The 26,665-nt window shown below is 51.2% G+C and carries 23 protein-coding genes; 3 read left to right on the top strand and 20 right to left on the bottom strand.

Going from position 1 to position 26,665, the window contains the following annotated elements:
* Positions 1-295: 295 nt before the first annotated feature.
* The 5 genes from ACTO17_RS10920 to ACTO17_RS10900 form a co-directional block, all read right to left on the bottom strand.
* On the bottom strand, positions 296-700 hold the full coding sequence (locus ACTO17_RS10920) for a winged helix-turn-helix domain-containing protein (RefSeq protein WP_482557951.1): 405 nt from the start codon (positions 698-700) through the stop codon (positions 296-298).
* A 44-nt stretch (positions 701-744) separates the two neighbouring features.
* Positions 745-945, bottom strand: coding sequence for a helix-turn-helix domain-containing protein (locus tag ACTO17_RS10915; RefSeq protein WP_322203798.1), 201 nt, complete (start codon positions 943-945; stop codon positions 745-747).
* Complete coding sequence (locus ACTO17_RS10910; RefSeq protein WP_160573165.1) at positions 932-1,375, bottom strand: RNA polymerase sigma factor; 444 nt, start codon at positions 1,373-1,375, stop codon at positions 932-934. Before ACTO17_RS10910 ends, ACTO17_RS10915 begins: the two co-directional genes overlap by 14 nt.
* Positions 1,376-1,451: 76 nt before the next feature.
* Positions 1,452-2,312, bottom strand: a complete 861-nt coding sequence (locus ACTO17_RS10905) for a radical SAM protein (protein WP_482557950.1) — start codon at positions 2,310-2,312, stop codon at positions 1,452-1,454.
* 190 nt (positions 2,313-2,502) lie between these two features.
* Complete coding sequence (locus ACTO17_RS10900) at positions 2,503-3,006, bottom strand: flavin reductase family protein (protein WP_482557949.1); 504 nt, start codon at positions 3,004-3,006, stop codon at positions 2,503-2,505.
* Positions 3,007-3,196: 190 nt separating this feature from the next.
* Here ACTO17_RS10900 and ACTO17_RS10895 point away from each other — a divergent pair, with 190 nt between their 5' ends.
* Positions 3,197-3,562 carry a winged helix-turn-helix transcriptional regulator gene (locus ACTO17_RS10895; protein ID WP_120408113.1) on the top strand — a complete coding sequence of 122 codons (366 nt, stop codon included), beginning with the start codon at positions 3,197-3,199 and terminating at the stop codon, positions 3,560-3,562.
* A 242-nt stretch (positions 3,563-3,804) separates the two neighbouring features.
* Here ACTO17_RS10895 and ACTO17_RS10890 read toward each other — a convergent pair whose 3' ends face one another.
* From ACTO17_RS10890 to ACTO17_RS10835, 12 genes are all read right to left on the bottom strand, one after another.
* A complete protein-coding gene (locus ACTO17_RS10890; protein ID WP_482557948.1) occupies positions 3,805-6,156 on the bottom strand; it encodes a DUF4368 domain-containing protein in 2,352 nt (783 codons plus the stop codon).
* 226 nt (positions 6,157-6,382) lie between these two features.
* Positions 6,383-7,936, bottom strand: a complete 1,554-nt coding sequence (locus ACTO17_RS10885; protein ID WP_482557947.1) for a recombinase family protein — start codon at positions 7,934-7,936, stop codon at positions 6,383-6,385.
* Complete coding sequence (locus ACTO17_RS10880; RefSeq protein ID WP_482557946.1) at positions 7,933-9,636, bottom strand: recombinase family protein; 1,704 nt, start codon at positions 9,634-9,636, stop codon at positions 7,933-7,935. The genes ACTO17_RS10885 and ACTO17_RS10880 overlap by 4 nt, the downstream gene beginning before the upstream one ends.
* Position 9,637: 1 nt before the next feature.
* Positions 9,638-11,284, bottom strand: a complete 1,647-nt coding sequence (locus ACTO17_RS10875; protein ID WP_482557945.1) for a recombinase family protein — start codon at positions 11,282-11,284, stop codon at positions 9,638-9,640.
* Between the two features lie 168 nt (positions 11,285-11,452).
* Positions 11,453-11,692, bottom strand: coding sequence for a DUF6870 family protein (locus ACTO17_RS10870; protein ID WP_482557944.1), 240 nt, complete (start codon positions 11,690-11,692; stop codon positions 11,453-11,455).
* 125 nt (positions 11,693-11,817) lie between these two features.
* The gene (locus ACTO17_RS10865) at positions 11,818-12,264 is read right to left on the bottom strand and encodes a DUF7768 domain-containing protein (protein WP_482557943.1); all 447 of its coding nucleotides are present in this window, start codon (positions 12,262-12,264) and stop codon (positions 11,818-11,820) included.
* Positions 12,264-12,422 carry a hypothetical protein gene (locus ACTO17_RS10860; RefSeq protein ID WP_016303006.1) on the bottom strand — a complete coding sequence of 53 codons (159 nt, stop codon included), beginning with the start codon at positions 12,420-12,422 and terminating at the stop codon, positions 12,264-12,266. The genes ACTO17_RS10865 and ACTO17_RS10860 overlap by 1 nt, the downstream gene beginning before the upstream one ends.
* A 172-nt stretch (positions 12,423-12,594) precedes the next feature.
* Positions 12,595-13,053, bottom strand: coding sequence for an RNA polymerase sigma factor (locus ACTO17_RS10855; protein WP_482557942.1), 459 nt, complete (start codon positions 13,051-13,053; stop codon positions 12,595-12,597).
* 485 nt (positions 13,054-13,538) lie between these two features.
* Positions 13,539-13,706 carry a hypothetical protein gene (locus tag ACTO17_RS10850; protein WP_172550538.1) on the bottom strand — a complete coding sequence of 56 codons (168 nt, stop codon included), beginning with the start codon at positions 13,704-13,706 and terminating at the stop codon, positions 13,539-13,541.
* A gap of 142 nt (positions 13,707-13,848) precedes the next feature.
* A complete protein-coding gene (locus ACTO17_RS10845) occupies positions 13,849-20,097 on the bottom strand; it encodes an InlB B-repeat-containing protein (protein WP_482557941.1) in 6,249 nt (2,082 codons plus the stop codon).
* Between the two features lie 25 nt (positions 20,098-20,122).
* Complete coding sequence (locus tag ACTO17_RS10840) at positions 20,123-20,524, bottom strand: response regulator (RefSeq protein ID WP_482557940.1); 402 nt, start codon at positions 20,522-20,524, stop codon at positions 20,123-20,125.
* Complete coding sequence (locus tag ACTO17_RS10835; protein ID WP_482557939.1) at positions 20,457-20,789, bottom strand: hypothetical protein; 333 nt, start codon at positions 20,787-20,789, stop codon at positions 20,457-20,459. The genes ACTO17_RS10840 and ACTO17_RS10835 overlap by 68 nt, the downstream gene beginning before the upstream one ends.
* A gap of 190 nt (positions 20,790-20,979) precedes the next feature.
* Here ACTO17_RS10835 and ACTO17_RS10830 point away from each other — a divergent pair, with 190 nt between their 5' ends.
* Both ACTO17_RS10830 and ACTO17_RS10825 read left to right on the top strand, forming a co-directional pair.
* The gene (locus ACTO17_RS10830; RefSeq protein WP_482557938.1) at positions 20,980-21,735 is read left to right on the top strand and encodes a LytR/AlgR family response regulator transcription factor; all 756 of its coding nucleotides are present in this window, start codon (positions 20,980-20,982) and stop codon (positions 21,733-21,735) included.
* Entirely contained in the window at positions 21,732-23,054 is a 1,323-nt protein-coding gene (locus tag ACTO17_RS10825) for an ATP-binding protein (protein WP_482557937.1), read from the top strand. The genes ACTO17_RS10830 and ACTO17_RS10825 overlap by 4 nt, the downstream gene beginning before the upstream one ends.
* Before the next feature lie 942 nt (positions 23,055-23,996).
* Here ACTO17_RS10825 and ACTO17_RS10820 read toward each other — a convergent pair.
* The 3 genes from ACTO17_RS10820 to ACTO17_RS10810 form a co-directional block, all read right to left on the bottom strand.
* The gene (locus tag ACTO17_RS10820) at positions 23,997-24,449 is read right to left on the bottom strand and encodes a DUF3888 domain-containing protein (protein ID WP_482557936.1); all 453 of its coding nucleotides are present in this window, start codon (positions 24,447-24,449) and stop codon (positions 23,997-23,999) included.
* Between the two features lie 421 nt (positions 24,450-24,870).
* Complete coding sequence (locus ACTO17_RS10815) at positions 24,871-26,193, bottom strand: N-acetylmuramoyl-L-alanine amidase (protein ID WP_482557935.1); 1,323 nt, start codon at positions 26,191-26,193, stop codon at positions 24,871-24,873.
* Positions 26,194-26,195: 2 nt separating this feature from the next.
* The gene (locus ACTO17_RS10810) at positions 26,196-26,615 is read right to left on the bottom strand and encodes a phage holin family protein (protein ID WP_482557934.1); all 420 of its coding nucleotides are present in this window, start codon (positions 26,613-26,615) and stop codon (positions 26,196-26,198) included.
* Positions 26,616-26,665: the final 50 nt, after the last annotated feature.

Raw genomic sequence — 26,665 nt, 5'->3', positions numbered from 1 at the left:
CCGCAAAAAGGCGGGCTTGGGGTGGCAACCCCAACAAGATTCCCATAGGACAAAATGAGCGATTAGCGAAATTTGGTACTGTGGTAGAATCTTGCTCTTAGTAACTGACGGATTCCGCTGTGCTGGCTTTCGCCGTTTTCCCCCGGCTTGCGTGGCGTGGATTGAGCCAATTTTGCGGCGGTATTTTCCCATACAGTAAAGCCGGAAATAAGCAAAATGGGCGCAAAAAAACAGGAAACCTTTTTCCTTGATTTCCTGTTTCGTATCTTCGCCAATAGCGGCGGTTATCCTGTTGCTATTCCCCGGAAGTAAACTTGTAGCCTATGCCTAAAACGGTCTTTATGTAGGTGGGGCGGCGGCTGTCCGGCTCTATCTTTTTCCGTAGATTGCATATCACATTTGTCACGTTTGACTGGCAGCTTTCGCTTTCCATGCTCCACACGGCTTCAAAGATTTGCGCCTTTGTGAATACCCTCCCCGGACTGGCGGCAAGGTAACAGAGTGCGCCGTATTCTAAACGGGTGAGGTAAATGTCCGTGCCGTCTTTTAATACCCGGCGTTGGTGTAATCTGATTTCCAATCCCGGAAAAATAAGCGCCGGGGAATGGGGCGGCTGTATGGCTTCCAGCGGTATCATATCGGCAAGGGCGGCTATGGCTTTCTCAACCGCTTTTTCTTCGGTGTCGCTGAATGTAAGCATGACTATTTTCCCGACAAATACCACCTCCCGTTATGCAGCCCTTTTCAATCAAAGCGGAACTGGAACAGGGCGGTGATAAGCCGCTGTTTTATGCTGTCCTCGGTGTCTGTGTTGACGTGTCCGTTTTCAAGGGCGGCAAAGCGGATTCGTTTGCTGTAATGCCGTAAAACCTCGTCCACGGCTTCCGGCTCTCCGCTGGTCGCCCGGACAATGGTTTCATATGGCACAAGGTTAGTATTCCCCATGCGAAAATCCCTCCATTTCTTTCTGCAACATCTGTAACGCACTGTGTATGTAATGCCATGCCGTACTTTTACAATGCCCGTATAAATCCGCGATTTCCTGCTGTGTGTAATTCCCGAAAAAGTAAAGGTAAATGATTTCCCTCTTTTTCTCCGGCAATGATAACAGGGCGGCGGCAAGCTCCCCATTGGTGAGTATGATTGTCTGACCGCATATCGTAACGGGGTATTGTTCGTAGGGTGATTTGAGAAATTCGTCTGATGTGCTTAGAGGGTAGAACTTTTCTTCTGTGAGGTATTCAAAGGATATTTCTTTTTGCCGCCGCCTGTTCCTGTCGCGCCATGCGTTGATAGCGGCATAGCGTATGACAACTTTGCAAAAGGCGTTGAAAGAATACACGATATGTTCTTTGTATGCTTCTGTACAAGCCATAGAAAAATCCTCCTTTCTCCCACATGGGGCGGTGCTTGGGTTACGGTTGCATTTATAATCCAGAGGGGCGGCAATTTTATATTGTCGCCCTCTGATTGTCTTTAGCGTTTGACTGCTTTTTTTCTGCAACAAGTAAACTATGATAAAAATAATTTGTATACTTGATATTTTTTTGAGCGCAATAACTAGCTATATCATCGGATAATTGTTTCCAATATTCCATGTTCTTATTGTTATATATGTCTTTATAACCACTTAAATATTGTGGGTATTTTTCAGAAACGTATTGAAAAATATCCTGTTTGTAATTCCCACGAAGATTCAAATTCTCGAACCAATATTCACATACAAACGCTGCTGTTGCTTCAATGATTTTCTTAAAATCTGTTATATACGGAAATATGGGTGACATAAATAAAACTGTATAAATACCCTGTTTATGTAATTCCTTTAATGCTGTAATCCGCTGTGTAATGCTGCTGGCGTTATCCATATCACTTTGAAAATCGTTATCTAAAGTGTTAATAGAAATTGCAACTACTAAATTTTTCAGCTCTGTTAATATGTCAATATCTCTTAGTATCAAATCAGACTTTGTGGAAATAGTAATCAAACAATCCGCTTTCTTTAGCTGCTTTAAAACATTTCTTGTCACTTGATATTTTGCTTCAAAAGGATTATAACAATCCGTTACAGAAGAAATAAATACAGATTTTTGATACAGCTTTTTTACACTAATTGTTTTATCACAACGCTTTATATCTATAAAATTTCCCCATTCTTCTGTATGTCCTGTAAATCGTTTCATAAAACGGGCATAGCAGTATTTGCAAGCGTGAGGGCAGCCAACATAAGGATTGATTACATAATCACTGGCTGGTAAATTCGATTTTGTAATCAAGTCTTTTGTAACAATTTCTTTTTCTATTATGCTCAAGATAAATCACCTCCATAAAACAAACAGAAATATACATTTTTATTAATTGCCTATAATATCCAAAAGGGCGGTAGCATTTTAAGCTATCGCCCCTCTGAATTATCAGCCTAAAATTGAATAGGCTGTCCACAATGGTGCTTATAACTTTTGTTTCCGTTGATTGATTTGTCTACTTTTTTATTACACTAATTTATTTTTCCTGTGCCGGAGCAACTTTCGCATAACCGTCCCATGCAAATAATGCGTCTTTTGATTCATCTGCAACGATTTTCTCAATGTTGCAAAGATACAAGTAATGGTCGCCGGATTCCATAGTTTGTGCAAGGGATACCACAAAGGCAACTCGTGTATCCTCTGGAATTTGAATATTGCTTCCCTCAATATTTTGTAACACAATCGGTGTTTCTTTCAGCTTGTCCTGCTCGTTGCCGCTGAAAGAACCATATGCCATTACTGCATTGTTTAAGCTGACACCCGGAGCAGCAAAAACCGCTTTTCCTGTCCGGCGAATGTTACTGCCGGAATTAGATTCTTTTCCCATTGCAAATGCAAGCATAGGCGGGTTATAAGATGAGTACATAAAGAACGATACCGGAGCCATATTAAGGCTTCCATCTTCCTTTGTTGTGCAAAGCAGCATAAGCGGGTCTGGTGAGGTAACTGCTGTTGCCTGTTCAATGTTAATTTCTTTCATGATAAAACTATCCTTTCTTTGATAAAATTTTTGAATTACAGCAGAGCCTTTGTTGACTTTTACTGATAAGATAATTATACTTAGTTTGAAATGTTCTTCAAGTACGCAGAATATTCTTACATAGTATGGTAGACCATACTGTTAAACACATATTTGATATATTCATATCCTAAAGAAAGGACGATTCAGTATGGATAAGGATTTAACTTATGACGAATGGACACAAAAAGTTAAAATCGGTATTCTCACCGAAGCTGGTAATTGCCCGGTAACATCTTTAATTATCATGTTACAAGGCAAATGGAAATTTCAGATTATTTACGAAATGTGTATTAAATCCCCTATACGTTTTGGCGAATTGAGAAAAAACATTGACGGCATTACAAATACAATGCTCACTTCTTCTTTGCGCGAACTGGAAAAAGACGGGTTGGTGTCACGAATACAATTTAACGAAATTCCTCCCCATGTAGAATATTCTCTAACTGATAAAGGCGCAGCATTATTGCCTGTCTTTTACGCTATGACAAAATGGGGGCTAACCTATATTCCGTAAAATAAAAATATGTTTTAAAAGATAAAGAAAAAGAGGGATTCCGTAGTAGTCGGCATTGTGCCGTAATGTGTATAACTGGCTGTCTTATGGAATTGTGGGTAACTCTGTTTGCAGGACGTGGGAAAGCTGCCCTTTGCTTTTCCATGTGCTGTGAATAGAGTTATCCATGATTCCATAGCCTGTTATGCACATTTCCACAATGCGCCCTTGCTTTTCCGGCTCTTGATGTTCAGACGGGGCGGCTATGCGGTTCTCTCTGCTTCCTGTTTTTTCCTGTGGTATGCTTCCCTCCTTGCGGCAAGGTAATTCTCATAGCGTTCTACCGCTTCGGGGTTTCCAGTGGCGGCTTCCTCATACATTTTCTGTCGGGATTTCTTGGTGGCTTCGGAAGCATACGCCCTCTGCTTTGCCAGTTCTGCCGCCGCTGCCGGGTCGCTTTCGGCTTGCTGTACCAGCTTTTCCCTTGCTGCCTTTTTCCGGCTCTTGTGGGCTTCCAGCCGTTCCGCTTCCTCCGGCGTTAAGGCTTCCCCCTCTTTTTGGGCGGCGGCAAGCTCTTTGAGCGTCCTTGTCTTTGGCTGTCCGGCTTTCTGCCTTTCGCGCCACGCCTTATGCTGTGCGGCTTTTTTCCGGCGGTGTTCTGCAAGCCGTTCCGTTTCCTCCGGCGTAAGCTCTGCCCCGGTCTTTTCAATCTCCATAAGCTCCTTTAGTGATTTCTTCTTAGGCGGCTTGGGCGGCTCTGTGGCTTTTCGTTTCTCCCGCCATTCCTTTTGCCGTTCCCTGTTCTGTGCAAGCCGCTTTTCCTCGGCTTCCTGTTCCTCCGGGGTGAGAAGCCCCGCTTTCTTCCTTGCGGTAAATGCCCGTTTTTCTGCCTTGCGCTTCTCATACCGCGCCTTTGCAAGCTCCTTTGACCGTGCTTCCTTTGCCGCCTGTTCCTCCTGCTGGCGGCGTTGTTCCTCCACCTCTGCCGGGGTGACGATATGGGCGGGTACTTCAAATGCGCCGATAAAGTTTAAATAAATGTCTATCCGCTGGCGGCGGTCATTCCCCCGCCCCTCGCCCTCATGCACAATCACTTTCTCGATAAACTCGTTGAGCATGGGCGTTGTGAGTTCGGAAAAATCGGTATAGCGTTTCACAAGCTGGATAAACTGGTCTGTTTTCAGCTTGTCGGCGTTCCAGCTTTCAATCTGCCTTTGCCATTCCGCTATGGACGCTTCCAGCCCGGTCTGTTCCTCGTCATATTCGGCAAGAAGCCGGGTAAAATGTTTGTCGGGTATCTTGCCTGTGGCGTTGCCCTCATACAGCTTTTTCACAAGCCCGTCCAGCTCCTTGTGCCGCTTCTGTGCCTTACTGATTTTCTGCTTACATTCCTTGACGGTCTTTTCTTGGTTCTGGTCGGACGCTTCCCGGACACGCTCGGTAAACTCTTTTTCATTGTGCCGCACATACCAGCTTACCCGCTGGATTACGGCAAGGATAGCGGCTTCAACCTTTGCCGTGGGGATATGGTGCATGGTGCAGTCATGGATTAAATGGCGGTAGCCGGAGCAGATGAAAGCGTCCTCAATCCATTTCCCTTGCACAAGGGTATAGCGGTGTGTGAGTTTAGAGCCGCAGTCGGCGCAGTAGAGAAGCCCGGTCAAGCGGTTAGGGGCGTTCTGCCGTTTTGGTGCGCGGCGCACGGTTTCCCGTATCTTCTGTACGGTCTGCCATGTTTCCACGTCCACAATGGCGGGGATTGCTCCCTCGAAGATATACTGTTCCTCCGGCGCGGTCTTGCGGCTGCTTTTTGTCTTGTAGTTCTCGCATACGGTTTTCCCTAATACCTTGCGCCCTGTGTATTCCGGGCGTTTCAGTATGTAGCCGATAGTGGTCGCTGACCATGCGTAGGGGTCTGTGTATTTTGCCGCCCTGACTGGCTCCCCTGTCCGTTTCCAATGCTCGGACGGGATAGGGATTTTCTCGGCGCGGAGTGCCTTTGCTATGCTGGCTATGGTTTCCCCGGCAAGGACGCTCTGGAAGATGCGGCGCACAATGGCGGCGGCTTCCTCGTCAATCACCCATTCGCCTTTTTCTTCTTTGGAAGCGCGGTAGCCATAGCAGACACTGCCCGAACAGCGCAAGCCCTTTTCCATTCTGGACTTAAAAACAGCTTTGATTTTGCGGCTGGTGTCGGCAACATACCACTCGTTTATCACGTCACGGAAGATAGACATAATATCAAAGCCGTTGGCGGTGTCAAGGTTGTCATTGGCGGCGATAAAACGCACATGGTATTCATCAAAGGTGCGCTTTAAAAGCCCCACTTCAACCACGTCACGCCCGATTCGGCTCTGGTCTTTGATGATAACCGTTGCCACGTTCCCCGCCCGGATTTCGTCCAACATAGCGTCAAGCCCCGGACGCTTGAACGTAGTTCCCCGGATTCCGTCATCTGTAAAGTGCCGGATATTGGTAAAGCCGTTTTTCCTTGCGTAGTCCTCTAAAATCCGCTTCTGGTTCTCAATGCTTACGGATTCCCCGGCTCGCTCATCGTCATGGGAGAGCCTTTCGTATAGGGCGGTGAGTTTGTCTTTCTCTGTCTGCTTTTTCATGGTGTGTAACCTCCTTTCTTTGAGGGTGCGCGCTTCCCTATAACCTTATTATACTTATCTGTTCGGATCAGTAACCACGTAGGAACTATGCATCTGCATGAGATTGAGCTTTATAAAAAATCTCGTCTTGCCTGAACCGGAGCCGCCCGATTCTGTCAACTATACACTAACAAATTTTTCAAAAAATTTTTGGCACCCAGACATTCCCGCCCAGGTGCCACATTCCTCACTCCATTTCATCCCCAAAATTCCACCGAATCTCAATCCTCCCATCCGGATACACGCAAGCCGCTTTCACGAACCGCCTCCAAATCTCCTCCGTCATCTCCCCCACATCCAGAAAAGACCTCGCCACATCTGCCCGCTCCCGCGCCTCGCTATCCGCATCCCTGTCAATCCTCCCCGCCAGCCCCGCATCCGAAATCTCCTGCTCCAGCCTTCCGATCTCCGCATCATATCCCTTCTTCCTCTCCAAAAACACCGCCCGCTCAATCTCCCTGTCCGCCAGTTTCTCAAACAGCCTCTGCTTCGCCTTCTTCGCCGCCTCCAGCGCGTTCCTCAGGCTCTCCACCCTGCTCCCGACCGCCGGGACATCCGCCCGCCTCTCCAGCCTCAGCTCCTCTTCATCCAGAACCCGCCGCAGTTTCCTCTTCAATTCCCCCAGCACCACTGCGTCCGCCTCCGGCTCCTTCATCACCACCTGCCGGCACTCACAGTCCTTCAGCATATACCCCCGGTTGCAGTAAAGGTCCGTCCCGTTCCTCCTGGTCAGCCGCTTCCCACACACCCCGCAGGCATAACGCATCTTTCTCTTCCCAGCCGCCGGCTTCTTGGCGCCCACCATCTCCTGTACCCGCCTGAACTCCTCCTTCGTGACGATCGCCTCATGCATCCCATCCACACGCACCCATTCATCCTTCGGCCTCACCACCAGCTTCCCCTTCCTGCTGTCCATCGTGCTTTTCAGGGAAACCACAGCCCCCGTATAGATTTCATTCTGGAGCACTCCATTGATGACGCCGCCCGTCCAGCACATCCTGTCAAAGCCATCCTTCCTGTTCACAACCTCCCCTTTCCCATGCAGGAACACGGTCGGACACCCGATGCCCCGGTCATTCAGGTTTCTTGCAATGTCGGAAAGCCCCATGCCGGCCAGCCTCATATCAAAGATCTCCCGGACAACCGGGGCCGTCTCCGGGTCAGGCTCCAGCCTGTGCTTATCTTCCCTTTTCTTCCTGTACCCGTAAAGCGTCTGCCCCGCCGTGTACTTCCCCTGCACGGCCAGCCGCTCTCTCGCTTGCCTGACCTTCTTTGACAGATCCCTTGAATAAATATCATAGACAAGGTTCTTGAAAGCGATGTCCAGACCGCCCTCGTCCCGGTCGCTGTCATAATGGTCATTGACGGAGATGAACCGCACCCTCAGGAAGGGGAACAGCTGCTCCAAATAATCCCCCAGCTCCACATAATCCCGCCCGAACCTGGAACAGTCCTTCACGATGATGCAGTCCACCTTCCCCTGCTTCGCCAGATTGATCATATCCGTAAACTGCGGCCTGGTATCAAAATACCTGCCCGAAAGCCCGTCATCGCACCGCTCAATCACCCTGCACCCCTTAAACTCCGGCTGACGATTGATAAAATCCATGATCAGCCTGCGCTGTGAAGTGATGCTCCCACTCTCCACCTTCCTCCCGAACATATCCCTGTCCTCATTGGAAAGCCTCATATAAGCGCATATGGTATAACCCGCCGGAAGCACTGCCGTCTTTTCCCTCATGCCGCATCAGCTCCTCCCTTTTCCACCAGTTCTGCCAGTTCTTCCGCAAAAGTGTACTCCACCTCAAACCGGTCACTGCCATAGCAGACAATCTTCCTTATGAATGTCTGCGCCATCTCCCTTGTCAGCTCCACCGCTCCCAGATACTTCCCAAAGGCTGCCGCCATTTCTTTATCCCCGGCATAATCCGGGGTAAGCCCTTCCATCTCTGCTTTCAGCCCTGCCATCTCCGCATCCAGCGCCTCCAGTTCAGAGACATACCCGGCCTTCATCTCCAGGTACTCCCCCTCGGAGAAAACGCCGTCAGCGAAATCCGCATACAAAGCCCGGATGAAGCCGCCAATCTTCTCCTTGCGGGCTTCTTTCCCGGAAAGCTCCTTCTTCAATGCAGACCTCTTCTCCGCCGTCTCCGGCTTCTGGTTCAGCATCCGCATCCGCCCCCTTGCATCCACATATAAGGAAATATGTGCTTTCAGCAGCTCCATTACAATCCCTTCCATGGTCTCCGCCTTGATGTTCTTCGGCGGGTCAGCCTCTCCATAGGTGGCCGCACGCCTGCATACATATGTGCTGTAATGCCCGCAACCATTCACCAGCTTCACCGTCTTCCGGTACAGGTTCATCTTATTCCCGCAGTGCCCGCAATAGAGGAGCCCCTGCAGCTTATCCTCCCTTTTGTTCCGCTCCCCGCCAAGGTTCTGCCGTCCCGCCTCATAACAGGCCCTCGTCTCCTGCATCAGCTCCTGCACCCTGTCAAAAGTCCCATGGTCAATGAGCGCCTCATGGTGACCCTCTACATAGAAACGCTCCCCCTTATCCCTGGATACCGCCCTCGTGATGCCCCTGTAATATGCCCTGTAGGTCTTGGATATCTCCACATCCCCGGTATAGACCACGTTCTCCAGGATGCGCCTCACTTGCTTCCCTTCCCACAGGTTCGTATATTTTTCCTTGTGTATCACGCCGATGCTCTGCCAGTACACACTGGGAGCCATGATGCCGTCCGCGTTCAGCCCCCTTGCAATCTGTGCCAGGCTCTTCCCTTCCAGCCGCTCCTTAAAAATCCTGACCACCACATCCCTCACATTTTCATCCACCAGAAGGCCGTGGCTGTCCTCCGGATCCTTTTTGTACCCATATGCCGCCGTCGTGGCAAGATAAATACCCTTCTCAAACAGCCCGTCAAAGGTGGAGCAGACCTTCCTTGAAATATCCTTCGCATACGCCTCATTGATGAGGTTTTTCAGCGGCACCACCAGCCCGTCCTCCGCCGTGCCGGACGTAAGGCTGTCATAGTGATCCGTCACCGCAATGAACCGCACCCCGAAGAACGGGAAGATCTTCTCAATGTAATCCCCGGCCTCCAGATAATTCCTCCCAAGCCTTGACAGATCCTTGACCACGATGCAGTCAATCCTCCCGGCCTTCATATCAGAAATCATCCGGTTGAACTCCGGGCGGTCAAACTTCGTGCCAGTCACATGCCGGTCAACATACACACCTGCCAGCTCCAGTGACGGCTCCCCGTCCACAAAACCCTCCAGCAGCGCCCTCTGGTTCTCCACCGTGTCGCTCTCTATCTTCCTCCCGTCCTCCCTGGACAGCCGGACATACACAGCAGTCCTGTACACCTTCATGCCTGCCGCAGGGGCGGATGCCGCCGCAGCCTTCGCGCTTTCTTTCCTACTCTTCCTCGCCATGTCAGACCGCCTCCTTCCTATACATCATCACAAAGCGCTCCATCTCCACCGCTTCCTTCTCAAACCGGTAGGACACCCGCAGGGTATCTGAATCCATGACCTCGATCCGGTCAATGAGGAATGCCGCCAGCCCCCGGTCAAGCGTCTCCACGCCCTTGTACCCTTTCAGGGCTTCAACCCATTCCTGTCCTGCCGTCTGCCCCGTCTGGATGCCGTCCTTCTCCTTTTCCAGGGAGGCAATGGAAGCCTCAATCCCGGCCGCCTGCGCCTGGTACTGCTCCCGGAGCATGGCATACTCTTCCTTCGTGAGGATGCCGTCCTTGAAATCCTCATACAGGTTCTTCCGCCTCCTGCCGCAGTCCTCCGCCTCTTCCCTCAGCTTCGCAATCCGGCTTTCAATCTTCCCCACGTCCGGCGCCATCCCTGATGCCTGGCTGACAATATCTGCCGCCTCCGACAGCATCAACACCTTCCCGATAAAAGTCTGTACCAGCGCCAGCACGCTCTCCTCCAGCTTCTTTGCGGAAAAACTATGGGATGAACAGGAAGCCCTGTCATTCTTATGCCCGGAACAGACATAATACACATACCTCTTATCCCCGGAAGGGACCGTCTTGCGGACCATCGGCTCCCCACAGCCCCCACAGAACACCATCCCGGCCAGCGGGAAGACCTTCCCCTTTTTCGGGGACACCCTTGTATCCCTCGCAAGCAGCGACTGCACCAATTCAAACTCGCTCCTGCCCACAATCGCCTCATGGACATCCCCCACACGTACCCACTCGCTCTCGTCCTTATACACACGCTTCTTGACCTTGTAATTCGGCGTGGTACATTTCCCCTGGACAACCGTGCCGACATATACCTCATTTTTCAAAATCCGCAGAACCGCATTGTAACTCCACTTCGGCTCCATGTCTTTCTGGAAGGAACTCTCCAGCCGGATACCGATGCTCTTCTTATACTGCAGCGGGGACAGTATGCCGTCCCGGTTCAGTCTGTCCGCAATCGCTTTCAAGCTGCACCCGGCCAGCTTCATGGCGAAGATATCCCGCACCACATCCGCCGCATATCCATCAACCACCAGATGGTTCTTATCCTCCGGGTCCTTCAGATACCCATAGGCAGCAAAAGCCCCGATATACTCCCCGTTCTTCCTCTTGACCTCCATATGGCTCCGTATCTTCACGGAAATATCCCGGCAGTACGCATCATTGATGAGGTTCTTGAACGGGATGACCATGTCATTCCCATACTGCCCGTCCAGGCTGTCGTAACCATCATTGACAGCAATGAACCGCACCCCCAGCATGGGGAAAATCTTCTCAATGTACCTCCCGGACTCAATATAGTTCCTGCCGAACCGGGACAGGTCCTTTACGACCACGCAGTCAACAGAACCTTCCCAGATATCGCTCAACATCCTCTGGAATTCCGGCCTTTGAAAATCAACGCCGCTCCATCCATCATCCGTATAAACGGAATAGACCTGGATCTCGGCGTGGGACCTCAGATAGTCCATGACCAGCTCTTTCTGGTTGGAGATGCTGTTGCTGAGAGCCCTGCTGCCCTCCGCAACGTCACCGTCCTCCCTGGACAGCCGCAGGTACACGGCTGCATGATATGTTTTAGAATTCAACGTTTCCATCTGCAATCCTCCTGTCCTGTTCTTCCTTATCCGGTGCCCAATCCGGATAATCCAGAAACCAGAGGCCGCACAGGCAATAGTCCTTTAGGATTCCACCTTACCACGGTTCCCGGGATTTTTCCATGACATGGCGCGATGTCCTGAGGACTTCTTACAATGTCCGAGAACTCAAAGGGTTCTTGCGAACTGCTCAAACCGCTCCCTCAGCGATACCCCGTCACCGCTGTACACGTTCTTGACCACAACATTCCCAACACGGAAGCAGTACGGATTTTTCACCTGCCGGACAAACTCCTTAAGCCGCTCCTCCTTCGGCAGGCCCTCATCAATATGGACCCGCGTCACATCCACCAGCGAATCCCGGTCAACCGTCCTCACATCTACTAACCTCATTTCTTCAAGCGTCATTGGCCGCCACCTCCTATGCCACAGTCCGCAGAAAACAGCAGTTTTAAAACCTGGAATGGAAAAACAAAAAAAGCCTGCGGGCAGTATCCCGCAGGTTCCCTTCCATCCGCTCCATTCCTTCCCCATCACAGCCTCTCTGCCTCCACAAGGAGCGCGGGATATTCTGCCGGATCAATCTCCGACAGCCGCCCCGCCCCACGCCCTTTGATGAGCGCTTTTACTTCCGCCGTATGTCCGGCGTTGGCCTTCTCTGCCAGCACCGCACGGACTTCCGACATCCTCTGCAATTTCCCTCCCTGTTCTGTGGCAGATGCAATCTCCGCCGCCATCCCTTCGGTGGCTTCCCCGAACACCCACACCTCATCACACAGGGCAAGCAGCTCCATCCCCATAGCGATGCCGAGCCGCCGTTCTCCCTCTATCCCCTCATTCAAGAACTGAGGGAATAAAAGGTGCGGTGCGATGGGAAGATACCCTTCCTCACACGCCATGCGGCTGTAGGCCGCCGCTTTCCTTGCATTCCCTTCCATGTCTCCCCGGAAGGGGCTGCAGATAAAAACCTTCTTACGCATCAGTGCCTCCATCCTTTCTTCATTTTCCTGTCATGTGCCGCTTTTGCGGCTTCATAGGCTTCCACTTCCTTCTCGATCTGCATCAGCTTGGCGGCGAGGCTTTTCGCAACGATGCTGATTGCCTGCAGGATGCCGATAAGCTCCTGTGACTTTTCCATAGGCTCCGTTCCCTCCTTTCCTGCCGTTTTGGAAGGCTCCCAAAATATACCCTCCTAAAAACCGTAATGACATTTTTTTGGAAAGTGGCGAAGGAAAACAGGAAGAAATTTATAAACCGTTCGACAAACATACGGAAATATGCCGGATTATTCCGTATGCCGTCAGATAATGTCATTTATGCACATCAAATCCCCTGTCCTCGAAAAACAGGCGCAGCTTCTCCAACACCCTGTCCCTGCGGCTGACAAGCGTCCTCCTGTTCTCTTTTTTCATCCGGGCAAACTCAGCCACCGGCATTTCCTCACCGATCACCCTGACAGCCAGCTCCCTTTCCTCCGGAAGGAGCGCATCCAGGGCTTCCCCCAGGATTTCCAGCAGTTCCCTTTTTTCAATGACCGCATCCGCGCCTTCCACCTGCGGGCCTTCGTCCTCCTGCCCGTCCGTAAGCCCGTCCTTCCATCCCTCGTAGGATTCTTCCGTGTAGCCGTTCTGCTCCATCGCCTCACGGTTCCGCTGTTCCTTTTTCTTCATCCGCCACCACGGGCGGTAATACCTCTGGTATTCCTCTTCCGTGACATCCATTGTGATTTCTTCATTCCCTGACTTTACTGTGATTTTCCTAAAAGACATAAGGCGTTCCTTTCTTTACGCCTTCGTAAAGCCAGATACGCCTTGATGCAGATATGGGACACACCCGGCAACGAAAAAAGGCCGGAGTAAGCTACTTGAATCTCTAGCTTTACTCCGGCCATTCGGTGACTCGTTGTTTAAGCGGTCCCACTCGCTCGGTCGTAAACATTATTCTGTTTACACTGGATTTGTCATGCCGCCGGCATGATGATCTTTACTATTTTTCCGCAGTGCGGGCATCTAAGCCTGAAAACGACTTCAAAAGCCCTGTCGCGCCTGACGTCCAGCACCCTCCGGCTGCATACCGGGCATACACCTGTTTCCATCATATGGCTTCCTTTCCCCGTTTCCCGTATGCCGGGGAAACGTGTTTCCAATATTTTCCATCCATGTTATAAAGTATTGCCCGGTTTTTATTTCCTATACAGTTTTGCAATAAAAAGGCAGCCGGATTTTTAGCGTTCCCGGCTGCCCTTATGTATGCATTATTCTTTTTTTGGTTCCCATACTGCCGTGACAAGGTTGTTGCATTTGGGGCATTTCGTTGTGATCTCCACCTTTCCGGGGGAATCCGTCCCTATGTCCAGCAGACGCCCGCCGCATCTTGGGCATCTTAACTGTTCCATCGGGTATTCATCTTTTTCAGGAATCATTTTCCACCCTCCTTTGGCTGTTTATGCCGAAAGGGAACCGGGCAGATAATCCCGGTCCCCTTTTCTTTTGTCGCCCAGGGGCGAGGGGGTTCTCCCGCAATGCCCTTCTTTGCATCTCCACGGCATACGGCAGCCCTTCCGGTCACTGCCTGCCGTTTTCATCTTTCCCTTTCTTCTTTACTGCCACGAACACTCCTGCACCGATAGCGGCTGTCAGCAGGAGGATCACTATCATAATCCACCATACCGCGCCTGTCTGCCCGGTACCCGGATTTTCCGGCACACTGCTGTTCTCCGCCGTCCCGTCCCCGGCTTCCCCATCGGTTCCTTCCGGCTGTATGGGTTCCGCAGCGCCGTCTCCTTCTTCCTGTTCCCCGTCTATCGCGATCACATAATCGGACGCATGGGTGAATGCAAGGGATACCGTGCCGTCCTCTGCGATCTGGTCTTTACAGATAAATTCAAGCTCCCCTGTGCTTTCGTTGTAATAATACAGGCTTGCCGTGTATCCGGCGTTCTCTTTGCCAAGATTTATGGAAAGTACCGCCGTAAAGCCGAACTCCCCTTCATAGGCGAGGCTGATCTGGATGCTGTAATTCTCCCCGGTGACATTGTTAATAATATCAACCGGCACAGTCTTTACGCCCGTCTTTACGGAAAAATCAATGTCGCCCGCCTTGTCGGTGGTGATGTTCTTCCCGTCCACACTCCAGAGGATGCCGCTGCCCATGTCGAAGGTGATGGTGATGTCCTTTCCCTTAATGCTGTCAAATATATCTCCCGGAACCACGGTGGAACCGTTCATATCCACGTTGATAACGCTGCCTTCCTCTGCGTTTTCTTCCTCGGCGCGGATGACCTCCCAGCCAATCTTGCCGTCCGCTCCCTTGATGAATGGCTGTTTTGTCCCCTGTGCGGGTGTCCCCGCGCTGCCGCTGCCCGGAGTAGTTCCCGGCCTTACTGTATTTCCGGTTCCCGGATTTACGGGCGTTGTCCCTGTTCCCGGTGTGGCTTCGTTACCTGGATTTGTATTATCTGCTGGCGGGATCACGGGTATCTGCGGCGTATTGCTTCCATTGCCCGGATTTGTACTGTCACCTCCGCCGCTGCCCTGTCCGCCGTTATTTTCATTGTCCCCGGAATTTCCGCCACCATTATTACCGGAACCGCCCGAATTTCCACCATCACCCGAACCGCCGCCATTGTTTCCGCCGCTGCTGTTGCGGGTGTAGTTCGCCTTTACGGTCACTGATTTTGCGGGCATGGTAAAAGTTGTGGTCTTTGCTTTGCTGTCGGCAAAACCAACGCCGTCTTCGCTGCTCCAGCCGGTAAAGGTATAGCCGCTTCTGTCATTTGCCGTGACCGTCACGGTGTCCCCCTCGGCATATTCGCCGCCGCCCGTGCCATCCGTCACGGTGACGGTGTAAAAGCGTTCCACGATATTCAATGTGCCGTTCACATAAGTGATATGATAGCTTTCGCTGTTTCGCAGCGTGCCGCCGTTTATCACAATATCATATTTTCCAAGGGTGTCCGTATTCTGTACACCGGCTATTATGGAAGGGGCTGTCGTAAAGGTATCGCCGTTCACCAGGCCGTCCGCCCGGTAAGTAAATGCAGGCATGGGATTCCCCCTCACAACCGTCTTGCTGTCAGCCCTCACCGTGAGCGCCTTCTTCGCAACCGTGACATTCCTGCTTGCGGAAGCCTCGTTGTATTTGTCATCCCCCTCTTTTATGGCGGTGATGGTGGCTGTGCCTGCCCCCACAATGACTGCCCTGCCGTCCTCTATGCGGATCACATCCTCATCAGAGCTTTCATACCTGACCGCGCCGCTGCCGTTTCCTCCGGTGGTCTTAAGGGTGACAGCAGCATCGCCATAGGTCTTTGCCCCGATTGCATCCAGGGCGAAATCCTGCTGGTTCTGCTTCGCCGCATCAAAGGTAAACTCCCGGCTTACAGCTTCCTTATAATTGCTGTCGCCTGCATAAACCGCCTTTATGGTATACGTTTTATCCAGAAGCCCATCCCATGTGTAAGAGGCTGTGCCATTACTTAACGTGGCTGCCCCTATCTCCACTTCCGTACTGCCCGTGCAGTCTATGAAGGTTACCGTTCCTGTGGGGAAAGCGCCTGCGCCTGCCTTTGCCACGTTCACGGTAATCGCTGACTGCCGGTCGTCTTTGCTGCCGGAGACCGCTGCCGTGATGCTGACTGCAGGAACCGCTTTTTCTACTTTGACTGACACCTTTTGGGTCGTATCTGTGATTGTTTCATAGTTTTTCTTCGTTTCTCCACTTGCCGTGAATACCACCGTATAGCCAGTATTATCCACAGCCGGTACCATACTGCCGTTTTCCCATGCAAATGTCCCGTACTCCGTACTGCCTCCGGTCAGGGCACTGTCAGATAATTTCTGCCCGTAGGCGATACTGCCTGCCGTAGGATAAGTAATAGCCGGTGCAGGCGCTTTCTCTATCGTAATCTTCCCTGTTGCCGTTGCCGCTTTGTAATTGTCGCTCTCCGCTTTGGTTGCGGTGACTGCCACGGTTCCCACTCCGATGATGGTCGCCTGGTCGCCGTTTACCATAAGTACGCCGTTATTTTCAGGAACCCGGTAAAGGACTGCGCCGTCCCCACTTCCTCCGGTGGTGGACAGGATGAATGTTCCGTTCTTTTCATACTGCGTTGTCACTGCCGTGGCTGCAAAATCTTTCTGTTCCGCCTTTTCTATGGAGAATGTTTTCTTTATCTCAAAACTGTAATTTTCTTTGCCTTTGACAGTGACGGTGGCAGTATCCGTACCAGCATTGATGTTATTGGCATAGGTTACGCCATAGTCTGTCTCCGCCAGCTTTGTGCCGTCCAGCGTAACGGTAACTCCGGGTTCACGAGGATTGCCATCATAGATCAGCCTCTCCGTACCTGCCAGGGCAACAGACAACGTGGAACCGCAGGCACACCTACTGTCAGTGTAGCTGCAATTTTCTTCGTCCCATTTCTTGCCGCAGGCAAGGCAGGTCTGCTGGTGGGTGGTGGTGCTGGTGGCATGGGTGTACTCACAGACGCCCTCGCCGGTATGGTTGCACTTCTTCACCGTCACTGTGCCGGTCAGCGTGGCTTTTGTATCAAGCGATACTTCCCCCCAAGTATTGCTATCCACCCATCCTTCTGCCTTTGTAACAGGTAGGTTATTTCTGTGATAGGCATAGCCCTCCGCAAGTAGATTTTTCAGCGTGACAGACGCATCGGCATTTATAGATACTGCATATCTTCCTATGAGGGTTCCGCCGGAGAGAACTGCTTTCCCGGAATTGTGTACCCACAATCCCGTTTCCTCTCCCGAGATAACTCCGCCGGAGAGAACTGCTTTCCCGGAATTGTCTACCCACAATCCCGTTTCCTCTCCCGAGATAACTCCGCCGGAAATATTGACGGTTCCACTGGTAATTGCCACACCGTAAAATCCCGAAACAGTCCCGCTTTCGATGGATAGAGTTCCGCCAATTACACTGACTGTAATATTTGAACTCTCAATCTTTCCACCGGTTCCGCTGTCTTGAATGGTAATGCTGCCACCTAAGATATTAAATGCGCCATAGTCAGCTGCTTTGACAGTTTGACCGTTCAAATCCAACGTGAAGGTGCAGCTATCGAAGATGCGAATGTAGTTGGTACCTAAATCTGCCTCCGACAGCAGGGTTACTGTTGCGCCGGAGTTTCCTTCTGTGAACGCATCGGCCAAAGCGCCCACGAAGGTGGTGGAGCTGCCATTTACGACCTTCGCAACGGCGGAAATGTTGACTGGCACCGTCCCTGCCGCGTCCGCCATATTGTTATTCCCTACGAATTTCGCGGTCAGGGTGATGGGGTCGCCATTCGGCACCACATTCCCCTGTTTCAGCACATCAGCGGCCTTTACTGCTATCGCGTAGCTGCCGTCTGCACCAACGTCCACCGCCTCGGACACCTGCATATCACCCACAAACACCGCCATCTGGCCTGCAGTCGGTCCGCTCCGCAGACGTGCCGCCGCTTTTGTTGGAGCCGCCCCGGTTGCGGTGGGCGTGGCCTTGACAGTGATGGTATCATCAGCAGTGAAGTCACTGCACACTACGCTGCCTTTATAGGTTTTCACAACACCATCCCCTACAAACTGCGTGCCGGATTGCACCACGGTAAATGTCTTGCGGATTTCCTTATCGCCTTTAGTGAATGTAACCTTATACTCTCCTGCATCTTTTACAACTGCCGGTTCGATGTTACGCGTCCAGCCCTTTGTATCTGCGGTAAACTCCACCCCGCAAACCGTAGCGTTCTCTTCCAATATAATCTGGTCTGTATAGTCCTTCCCTGTATAAACCCGTCCTTCCGGAACAGAAATCATATCCTCATTTACATCGATCAGGAATTTTCCGTTCCCTGTCAAAGCGCCTGTTCCGGTCAGAGAATCCTTTTCATGGATACGCATCGTACCGTTGTTTTCTAATATAATGCCATCTGGAATCGTCAGCGCAGCTCCATCCGGAATCACGAAAGAACCGTTCTCCGCCACAGTCAAATTCGCTGCAAGGGTGTGGCTGCCGTAAACCTGATAAGCCGCTCCCATATCGGAATTGAAAAATTCATAGATAATTCCCTTCATCGTACTGCTGTCATCCACGGTAATCGCTTTCTTAGAGCGAAGCAGAAACCGGCCGCTGCCTGTCACCTGTGAATTGGTAACAGCCATCTCTTCCTCACAATGGATACCTGCATCAGGAACATAAGCTGATATCGTGGAATTGGTAATAGACGCCTTATACTCCGATACCTGTGTGGATATCTTCGTCACATACACTCCAAAACCGCTGGGATTGGTTATCTTCAATGTGCTGTCGGTGATTGCTGCTTTATTGGTTGCAACACAGTAATCAACAGCGCCTGACAAATTGGTTATGGTCACATCGCTGCGATTTTTTATGGTTAAACCACCGTGCGTAGTGTAAATATAACCATTTGACCCATTCATGTTGAAGTTCACTGTTGCGTTGTTGATCTCCATGTCATAGGAAAGAAAAATCATCCCCTGTGTGGTGACATCCACGTTTACTCCGCGAATAAAAATATAGCGGTCAGACCAACTTTTTCCATCCAAAGAAAGGGAAGCCCCCTGATCTCCTGTAATCGTTGTACTTCCAAACGCATTTCCATAAATGAGTTTTTCACTCGTTTTTACAGAATTATCCCCCTTTAGATAAAGCGTAAACTCCAGGTCGGCATTGGTGATGTGAACAAAAACCTCACCGGAATTATCAGAATGATAATCCGCTAATGTCAGAACACCGTCTGCATAGCTCCAGCCATCTCCGCTGTCACCGCTACAGACCTTCTGTCCAAACAACTCCAAATCAGGCGTCCCCTCCTCCACCGGATCAGGTATATTGGCCGCATCCAGCGCCTCTTGCAGCTCCAGACAGTGGGATATATCAATCTTTTCCTGTTCGCCCTCGTTCAGCTCCCGGTAGAGGTCGAGGATATGGTCAAGCTGTGCCCGCACATCCGCCGCATTGTCCTCCGTCACCGTATCGGGCAGGGCGGCGATCAAGTCCTCAATGGGGCAGATACGGCACTCATAAGTACACGGACTTCCTTCACTGTCCTCCGATTCCGGCTGGTAGCCGCAGGCATCGTCATGTTCCTGATGATGCTTGCAGATGCCGGTATCTTCCGGCTGTTTTGTATCTTCTTTTTCAGCTTTCCCTTTGCAGTCCGACAGGCCGGCATCCTCTGCGCCGCAGACCGGGCAGTCAGGATTGATTTGACCCTCTGTACAGAGGGTCAAACAAGAGCATTGCTCTTGTTTGATGATTCCTGTTTCCGGTTCCTCGTCGGCTTCGCCGCTGTCCTGCGGATTGCAGATTTCACACACATAGGTGCATGGTGTTCCCGGCGTACTTTCGGTGTAGCCGCACTCGCTGTCATGCTCATGCCGGCAGTCCAATTTTTCCGTAATACAGCCGCTTTCCCCATCGCAGATATGGGGGCAGTTTTCCGGCTCCCGTTTCTCTGCGTTTGCCGGTGTAGCCTCGTTGCCCGATACGCTGTCCTCTGTTTCCTCTGGGTAACACTCCGGCGTATGCTCGTGGACGCACTCGGTCACTTCAATATAGCAATCTTCTGTGTGTTCGTGGCCGCATAGTGTTCCCGGCGTTTCTTCCGTGTAGCCGCAATCGTCCGTGTGCGCGGCGTGGTGTTCGCACAGCCCGGCCTTTCCCTCCGAAGCGTATGCGGCGAATCCGCCAGCCGGGAGCATATTGAATGCCACCGCCGCCGACAGGAGTATTCCCATAACGCGGTGCGCCATTTTCCGCTTCAGCCTTCCTCTATTTGATATAAAAACAGGTTCCATAATGATAATCCTCCACTTCAAATTCTTACAGGCAGTCTATTTCCATTCCCCGCCAGCAGGCGGGCATCTTCTGCCACGAATCAGTTTTTCCTGCCATGAGTTTCCTTACCGTCTCCCTGAACCGGGATTCCGCAAGCGGGCGGACGATAAAGTCAAAAATGTGCGTCCGTATCGCAACCCCCGCAAAATAGGGGTCATCCGTAATCCATATCACCAGCGCATCGCCAAACCGCTCCCGGTAAGCGCAGACAAGCTCCATCCCCTGCGCGCCATCCACGCCTACCACCACAATGTCGTACTTATGTTCCAGGTGGTAATGCCCGTCCATGCTGCCCTGCGACACACGCATTCCTGGTGACTCATCCGCAAGTATCCCTGAAAGCATCCCATATTCCTGCCTGCTCTTCGTAAAAACAACGGCATCCATTCCCGTTCCCTCCTTTTCCCTCCTGTGAAAACGCAAAAAGACCGCCGGGGAGCGCGGCATCCTGCACGGCATGATAAGCCTGCAGGAAATGCCCGCCCCTGGCGGTCCTGGTTCTGATGGAACTATATGTAAAAAGACATGACAAAAGGACAGTATTATCCTGTCTGTCTGTCTGTCTGTCTGTCTGTCTGTCTGTCTGTCTGTCTGTCTGTCTGTCTGTCTGTCTGTCTGTCTGTCTGTCGTTAATTATCTCCCGCTGTGCCATGCCCTGTCAACCTCCTTCCGCAAAAAATTCCTATTTTTAAGATAGCGGAATTCCGGTAAAAAACAAGGCTTCTGGCAGGAACGTCAATTTTCTGGCAAGAACGTCAGGGAATTTTTAAATGGGAGGCTGGCAGATTTGAAACTTATCTTCTTTTGTGCTATACTTAGATTGGATTTTTATACGAATTGAGGTGAAACCTATTTTAAAGATAGCTTTAGTGGATGATGAACAGGAATACCTGGACGGGATGGGAAAGCTCTGCAACAGTTTCGGCAGAAGCGCCGGATACCCTGTGGAGGCAGTCCCCTTCTGCAGCGCAGGGGATTTTCTTGAGGCGTTTAGCGGCGGCAGCTTTGACCTTGTGTTCATGGATATCTATATGGAAGGCATGGACGGGGTCGCCGCCGCACTGGAAATGCGTAAGTCTGACAGCGGCTGCCTCCTTGTGTTCCTGACCTCCAGCACGGATTTCATGCCGGACGCCTTCTCCTGCCACGCCTTTGAATATGTCACCAAGCCTTTTTCTGAAAAGCGCATCTTTGACATACTGGCGGATGCCGTGAAAGTGCTGCCGCAGGAACAGAAATACATAGAACTTGCCGCGGACAGGAAAACCGTGCGCGTGTTCCTGAGTGACATTGCTTCCGCAGCCACGGACGCACATTACATAATGGTCACACTTGCAGACGGCAGGGGGCTGCGGTGCCGCATGACCATGCCGGAATTCATGGAAAAAACAGGCGGCGACGCCCGCTTCATCCCCATCAATAAAGGTATTGCCGTGAATGCCGAATTCATCCTTGAATTTAAAAACGGATGCTGCGTCATGGAAAGCGGAGCCAGGTTCCCGGTCCGTGTGCGTGACAGTGCCAGGGTAGAGCAGATGGCAAGCGATTACCATTTTGAGAAAATACGCAGCAGACAGCGGCACAGGAAGGGGGAATGAACATGGATATGCACAGGCTTCTGTCAGCACTCCTGCAGCTGCTGGTCCTCATCCCAGGCGCGGTGTCCTGTTACCTTCCGGCAAAAGGACGGATGCGGTTTACGCCGTCAAAGACTGCCGCACTGTGTGCCGCTGTCCTCCTGCCCTGCGCTGCTGCCACAGCCCTGCTTTACGCACTGTTTTCCATCCACATGAACTGGATGCTGTTCCCATCCCTGGCGCTGTTCTTTTTCCTGTACCGCCGCACGGTAGACCTGGACCTGCCCCGCTCCCTCGCTATTTATGTGGGGGTCTGCGCCATAGAATCCTTCCCGGCACAGTTTGCCTGTTCCTTCGATGCTTTCCTCCATCCTGCATCGGGCGCGGCAGACCTTTCCCCGGAAGCCGCGCTTTTCCAGCTCATGATCTCCCTCCTGCTGCTTGCCGCTTTCTTCCGGCCGGTCACACGGCATTTCACATGGACGGTGGACCGGATTGGCTTCCCAAAAATCTGGTATTCCACGGTTGTGATTTCCGCTGTTTCACTGATCATGAACGTGATTGCCATCCCCCAGTCCTATGCCACCCTCCACACCGGACGCATGTACTGGATCTTCCCTGTGGCTGAGGCAGGCGCGCTCGCAGTCCTTACAGGGTTCTATATCCTGTTCTACCGCGGTGCGGCGCTCATACTGGAACAGGCAGAATTAAAGGAACGCTCCCAGCTGCTTGAGATGCAGTCCCGCCAGTACCATGTGCTGTTAGAACACGTCCGGCAGACTGCGAAGCTCCGCCATGATTTCCGCCATTCCCTGCGACTGATTGCCTCCCTTGCCGAGCAGGGCGATAACGGCAGCATCCGGGCGCACGTAGCGGAATATGAAACCATACTTGACCGGCACGCCATTGCAAATTACTGTAAGAACGCGGCGCTGAACGCCCTTTTCGGCCATTACCATGAGACAGCCGCAGCCGCGGGCATCCGGACAGACTGGAGCATTGAGCTTCCAGAGCCGTCCCCCTTTTTGGAGCTTGACATGACGGGGCTGTTCGGGAACCTGATGGACAACGCCATCGCCGGATGCCTGACCGTGCCGGAAGGCTCCCGGTATTTCTGCCTGACCGCACAGGTTCGCCACGGCAGAAGCCTGTATGTCGTTTCCACCAACAGCTTTGACGGGAAAGTCCGTAAAGGGAAGGAAGGATACCTCTCCACAAAGGACAATGGGAACGGGATTGGACTTTCCGCCATTGCCGCGGTTGCCGAAAAATATGGAGGCTCGGCAAAAGCCTCCAACAGCGATACGGAATTTTTTGTGGACATAGTGCTGAAGATATAAGGAAGGGTGCAAATGGACACGGGGGTTCACTTTTTCTGGACACAGGGTTCAAATGCCTGTTGGGGAGGGTGCAGAAGTGAACCCCCCTGCCCTCTGCCTGCCGCCTTTTTCCATGCCACTGCTATGAACCTGAAAAACTTATAAGGGCTTCCGTACACATCAAATGTGCCGGAAGCCCTAGTTTTCAACGGTTTTTCTAGTATTCTGTTCTTGCACTTTGTATCAATTAAGCGATTTTCATTTCCGCATAGATATAGGATTTCAGATTTTCTGTGCTTTGCCGATAAGCCTCACAAGCCATTGATGGATTCTGCTTTTCCCTATTACTTCGAAAGAAAGCCGTTCCTGCTAAAGTAGGAATCCCCTGAATTATATCATAAAATTTTTCTGTTTTTTACCCGATGGCATGAAACGACTATTTTTTGGAAATGGAAAGCAAAAAAGAGCCATTGAACAGCCCTTTCCTCGTCTCATCAATATTCCATTTAGTTTTTACCGTTTTTATCATATGCAAACACGGAAACTCTGCATACTATCACGGAAACCCTTATATTATCACGAAAACTCCCAGCAGGTTTCCGTGATAATACAGGCAGTTTCCGTGTTTGTATATGGGTTTTGCCTGCGAGTATCGACTTTTGCGTGATAGTATGGAGTTTTGCCTGATAGTATCCGGGTTTCCGTGATAATAAGCGACTTTTGCCTACGAGTATATACTATCAGGCAAAACAACCTCAGAACAACAGTTTGTACTATCGCCAATGTAAAAATGCCCTTAAAAGCACACGGAAATAATGTATCTTTCAAAGCTATGTAGTGCCAAAAATGGCGGATTTACGGGCTTTCCCGGCTTTCCGTGTCCGTATCTGCCGGAAACTAAGACACCATGACAAAATTCGACAATATCGCCTAAATTTCAACACCATTTTCACAGAAATATTCTCACTCAATAGGCTTTATCATATACTTTTGAAACTTCTCCGGCACTTCATAGTTTTTTAGATGTTCATAGCCCGCCAGTTCTTTACTCCCACTTGACTCAACACGATAAGCCAGTTCATCATATCCTAAAGGATTGTGCGCCCCTACCTGTGGAGTAACACCGAATTTTACAGAAATAAATCCCGGCTCTTTCTTTCCAATATCTACAATCTCTATTTCATAATCGTAAACTGCAATTTCTCCCGAATAATATTCTGAATAAAAATTTGTAACTGCATTGGTAATGTCCTCAATAAATAAAGCTATGACCAGTTCATCCGTAATTTCTTCCTTTGTTGTAGCATCCGCATTGAATGTTTCTATGGTCGAATTCCTATTCCCATTAAAAATATTGAACAATAGAAATGCCAGTAAAATTAACATGCAGGCAGTTATAAACCTATACTTTTTCATAAGACTCCATGCTTTTTATTACTATATCTACACCACGCCTATCTGCAATATTCCATTGACATTTACATAGAGACGTTTCCGTGTTTGTATTATATCCCCCATATTTCAACAGCATTTTTCTACAAACAGGCAAAACTCCATACTATCACGGAAACTCTTATACTTTCACGCAAAACTCGGATACTATCACGGAAACTGCCGACTTTTGCCTGATAGTATAATTCCGCCCCAATCGCCCGACTATCAGCGGCATCAAAAACCCAAAAAAGAGAGGCCCACCAACCACTCCGGTGAACCCCTCTACGCTCAAAATTCCTTGATTTTAAGCCATTCTTCAATACTTTCGCCTGCAAGTACCCAAATTCCTATGGCATCATTTGGAAATAGCCGCCTGTGCCGCTGTTAAATACTTTTTAATCTCCTACACCCTCTCGCAGAAATCAAGGGAAATCCACCCGGCTCCGCTTTTCAGCTTTCCCCACCTGGAAGCCCCTTTCCCATTAGCCTCCTCAACAACCGTGAAAATCCCGGCTCCCGTGTACTTCCCTGTCTTCTCCTTATCCGTCCCAGGTCCTTTCCGAATGTTCAGGTCAGGGATGGACACCCGCACCAGATATGGCCGGAACACATCCCCTCCCGCCATACCCAGGATGCCCTCCAGGATAACAAGTATCTTCTCCCCATAACCTGCCCCGGCAGCCCATCCTTTCCCTGCCGGGTTCTCCTTCTGCCCAAGCCACTCCACATACTCCGCACAGCCCCTTGTGACATATTTGAACCTCGGGTCAATGCAGGCGTTCCTCAGCCCCTCCACGGAAGCATAGGCTTTCAGATGCTGCAACTGTGCCCGGATGCCCAGCAGCGGCGTGTCAAAGGAATTCCCTTTCAGACCTTTCCCCGTCACGCCCATACCGCAGAAATTATTCTGCGCCAAAGTGACCACAGAGCCGGAAAACCCGAAGTTCCCGGTCTCAAGGCAGGACTGCGCAAAGGCAATATCACCCCTCACGCCCTCCGCCTCTCCTTCCGAAAGGTACAGCGGGATCATGTCAAAGACAGACTGCGCCGCCTCCGGATTCTTCGCTTTAAGATACGCCTCCATCTGCTCCGCCGTTGCTTCGGCTCTCCCCATGATCCTGGTATAGCCATCCGTGCCTGAAGGACCGCCCGCCATTGCCGCCCTGACCGCCCTGCGGAACCCGTCCATCGTGTATCCCAGGCCAAGCTGTGCCCACAGATGCTCCGGGTCGCCGTGGTTGCTGGCAATGCCCCTGGCACAGCCCTCCCTATGGCTGATGACAACACCATCCGCCAGCGGGTCAAGCCCATACTTCCCGCAGAGCATGACAAACAGCTCCACCGCCGCTCGGTAAGTCCTCTCCGCCACCGCCTTTGCCGCGGCTGTATCAGAGCAGGTAAAATTTGAGCCTGACGTGTACCGGATACACGCAGGCTCACACATCTCCACCCCGATATGGGTATTATTCCCGCTGCCCCTGCTGCCGGAGCCGCAGTGCCATCCCCTGTGGTTCCAGGGGAGCGTCTGGTACACCGTCCCGTCCTCCCCGTCAATGAACCCATGGACGCAGGAACTGTCATGTGACGGGCTGTCCCACGAACTCATAAATGCGGATGCCTTCGGCTGTGGGCATCCAACGGAATGGAGCATCAGCCCCTTTACCGTAATTTTCCTCCCCGCCGCATAACACGGATTCTTAGTCAGAATGCTTTCCACCAGCTTCATGCCTACTCATCTCCCTTCCCATTTTCCGCCCTGTCATGGAGCTGCTCCAAAATCTCCTTCAATTTCTCCGGAATAGGCAGCCCAAGGTGCCCCGCATTCTCCAGAAGGCTCACGCCCTCATTGGAGAGATAGAAAAAGATGACCGCCGTGCGGAGCACAGAGCCGCTGCCGATGACCTGCGCGTCAATAATGTTCGCGATCCCCACCAGCAGAAATACCAGCACCTTCTTCGCAATGCCCCTAAACCCCACCTCGCTGGACAGCTCCTTATCCGCCACGGCACACATCACCCCCGTGATGTAATCCACCACAACGAACGCGACCAGCGCATACAGCAACCCGTCACAGCCTCCAATGAACCAGCCGAGCCATCCACCGACAGCCGCAAAAATAAGTTGGACCGTGTTCCAGAATTCCTTCATGTCAAAACCCTCCGTTTCTGAAATTTTTTTGTATGATAAAAGGCCGCCCG

The organism is Petralouisia sp. (assembly GCF_056822245.1).
This window is presented reverse-complemented; position numbering and strand designations above follow the sequence as displayed.

Coding starts and splice junctions, on each gene's coding strand:
- ACTO17_RS10920 (WP_482557951.1), bottom strand. CDS start 700: ATGCTTACATTCAGCGACACCGAAGAAAAAGCGGTTGAGAAAGCCATA.
- ACTO17_RS10915 (WP_322203798.1), bottom strand. CDS start 945: ATGGGGAATACTAACCTTGTGCCATATGAAACCATTGTCCGGGCGACC.
- ACTO17_RS10910 (WP_160573165.1), bottom strand. CDS start 1,375: ATGGCTTGTACAGAAGCATACAAAGAACATATCGTGTATTCTTTCAAC.
- ACTO17_RS10900 (WP_482557949.1), bottom strand. CDS start 3,006: ATGAAAGAAATTAACATTGAACAGGCAACAGCAGTTACCTCACCAGAC.
- ACTO17_RS10895 (WP_120408113.1), top strand. CDS start 3,197: ATGGATAAGGATTTAACTTATGACGAATGGACACAAAAAGTTAAAATC.
- ACTO17_RS10890 (WP_482557948.1), bottom strand. CDS start 6,156: ATGAAAAAGCAGACAGAGAAAGACAAACTCACCGCCCTATACGAAAGG.
- ACTO17_RS10885 (WP_482557947.1), bottom strand. CDS start 7,936: ATGAGGGAAAAGACGGCAGTGCTTCCGGCGGGTTATACCATATGCGCT.
- ACTO17_RS10880 (WP_482557946.1), bottom strand. CDS start 9,636: ATGGCGAGGAAGAGTAGGAAAGAAAGCGCGAAGGCTGCGGCGGCATCC.
- ACTO17_RS10875 (WP_482557945.1), bottom strand. CDS start 11,284: ATGGAAACGTTGAATTCTAAAACATATCATGCAGCCGTGTACCTGCGG.
- ACTO17_RS10870 (WP_482557944.1), bottom strand. CDS start 11,692: ATGACGCTTGAAGAAATGAGGTTAGTAGATGTGAGGACGGTTGACCGG.
- ACTO17_RS10865 (WP_482557943.1), bottom strand. CDS start 12,264: ATGCGTAAGAAGGTTTTTATCTGCAGCCCCTTCCGGGGAGACATGGAA.
- ACTO17_RS10860 (WP_016303006.1), bottom strand. CDS start 12,422: ATGGAAAAGTCACAGGAGCTTATCGGCATCCTGCAGGCAATCAGCATC.
- ACTO17_RS10855 (WP_482557942.1), bottom strand. CDS start 13,053: ATGTCTTTTAGGAAAATCACAGTAAAGTCAGGGAATGAAGAAATCACA.
- ACTO17_RS10850 (WP_172550538.1), bottom strand. CDS start 13,706: ATGATTCCTGAAAAAGATGAATACCCGATGGAACAGTTAAGATGCCCA.
- ACTO17_RS10845 (WP_482557941.1), bottom strand. CDS start 20,097: ATGGAACCTGTTTTTATATCAAATAGAGGAAGGCTGAAGCGGAAAATG.
- ACTO17_RS10840 (WP_482557940.1), bottom strand. CDS start 20,524: ATGGATGCCGTTGTTTTTACGAAGAGCAGGCAGGAATATGGGATGCTT.
- ACTO17_RS10835 (WP_482557939.1), bottom strand. CDS start 20,789: ATGGCACAGCGGGAGATAATTAACGACAGACAGACAGACAGACAGACA.
- ACTO17_RS10825 (WP_482557937.1), top strand. CDS start 21,732: ATGAACATGGATATGCACAGGCTTCTGTCAGCACTCCTGCAGCTGCTG.
- ACTO17_RS10820 (WP_482557936.1), bottom strand. CDS start 24,449: ATGAAAAAGTATAGGTTTATAACTGCCTGCATGTTAATTTTACTGGCA.
- ACTO17_RS10815 (WP_482557935.1), bottom strand. CDS start 26,193: ATGAAGCTGGTGGAAAGCATTCTGACTAAGAATCCGTGTTATGCGGCG.
- ACTO17_RS10810 (WP_482557934.1), bottom strand. CDS start 26,615: ATGAAGGAATTCTGGAACACGGTCCAACTTATTTTTGCGGCTGTCGGT.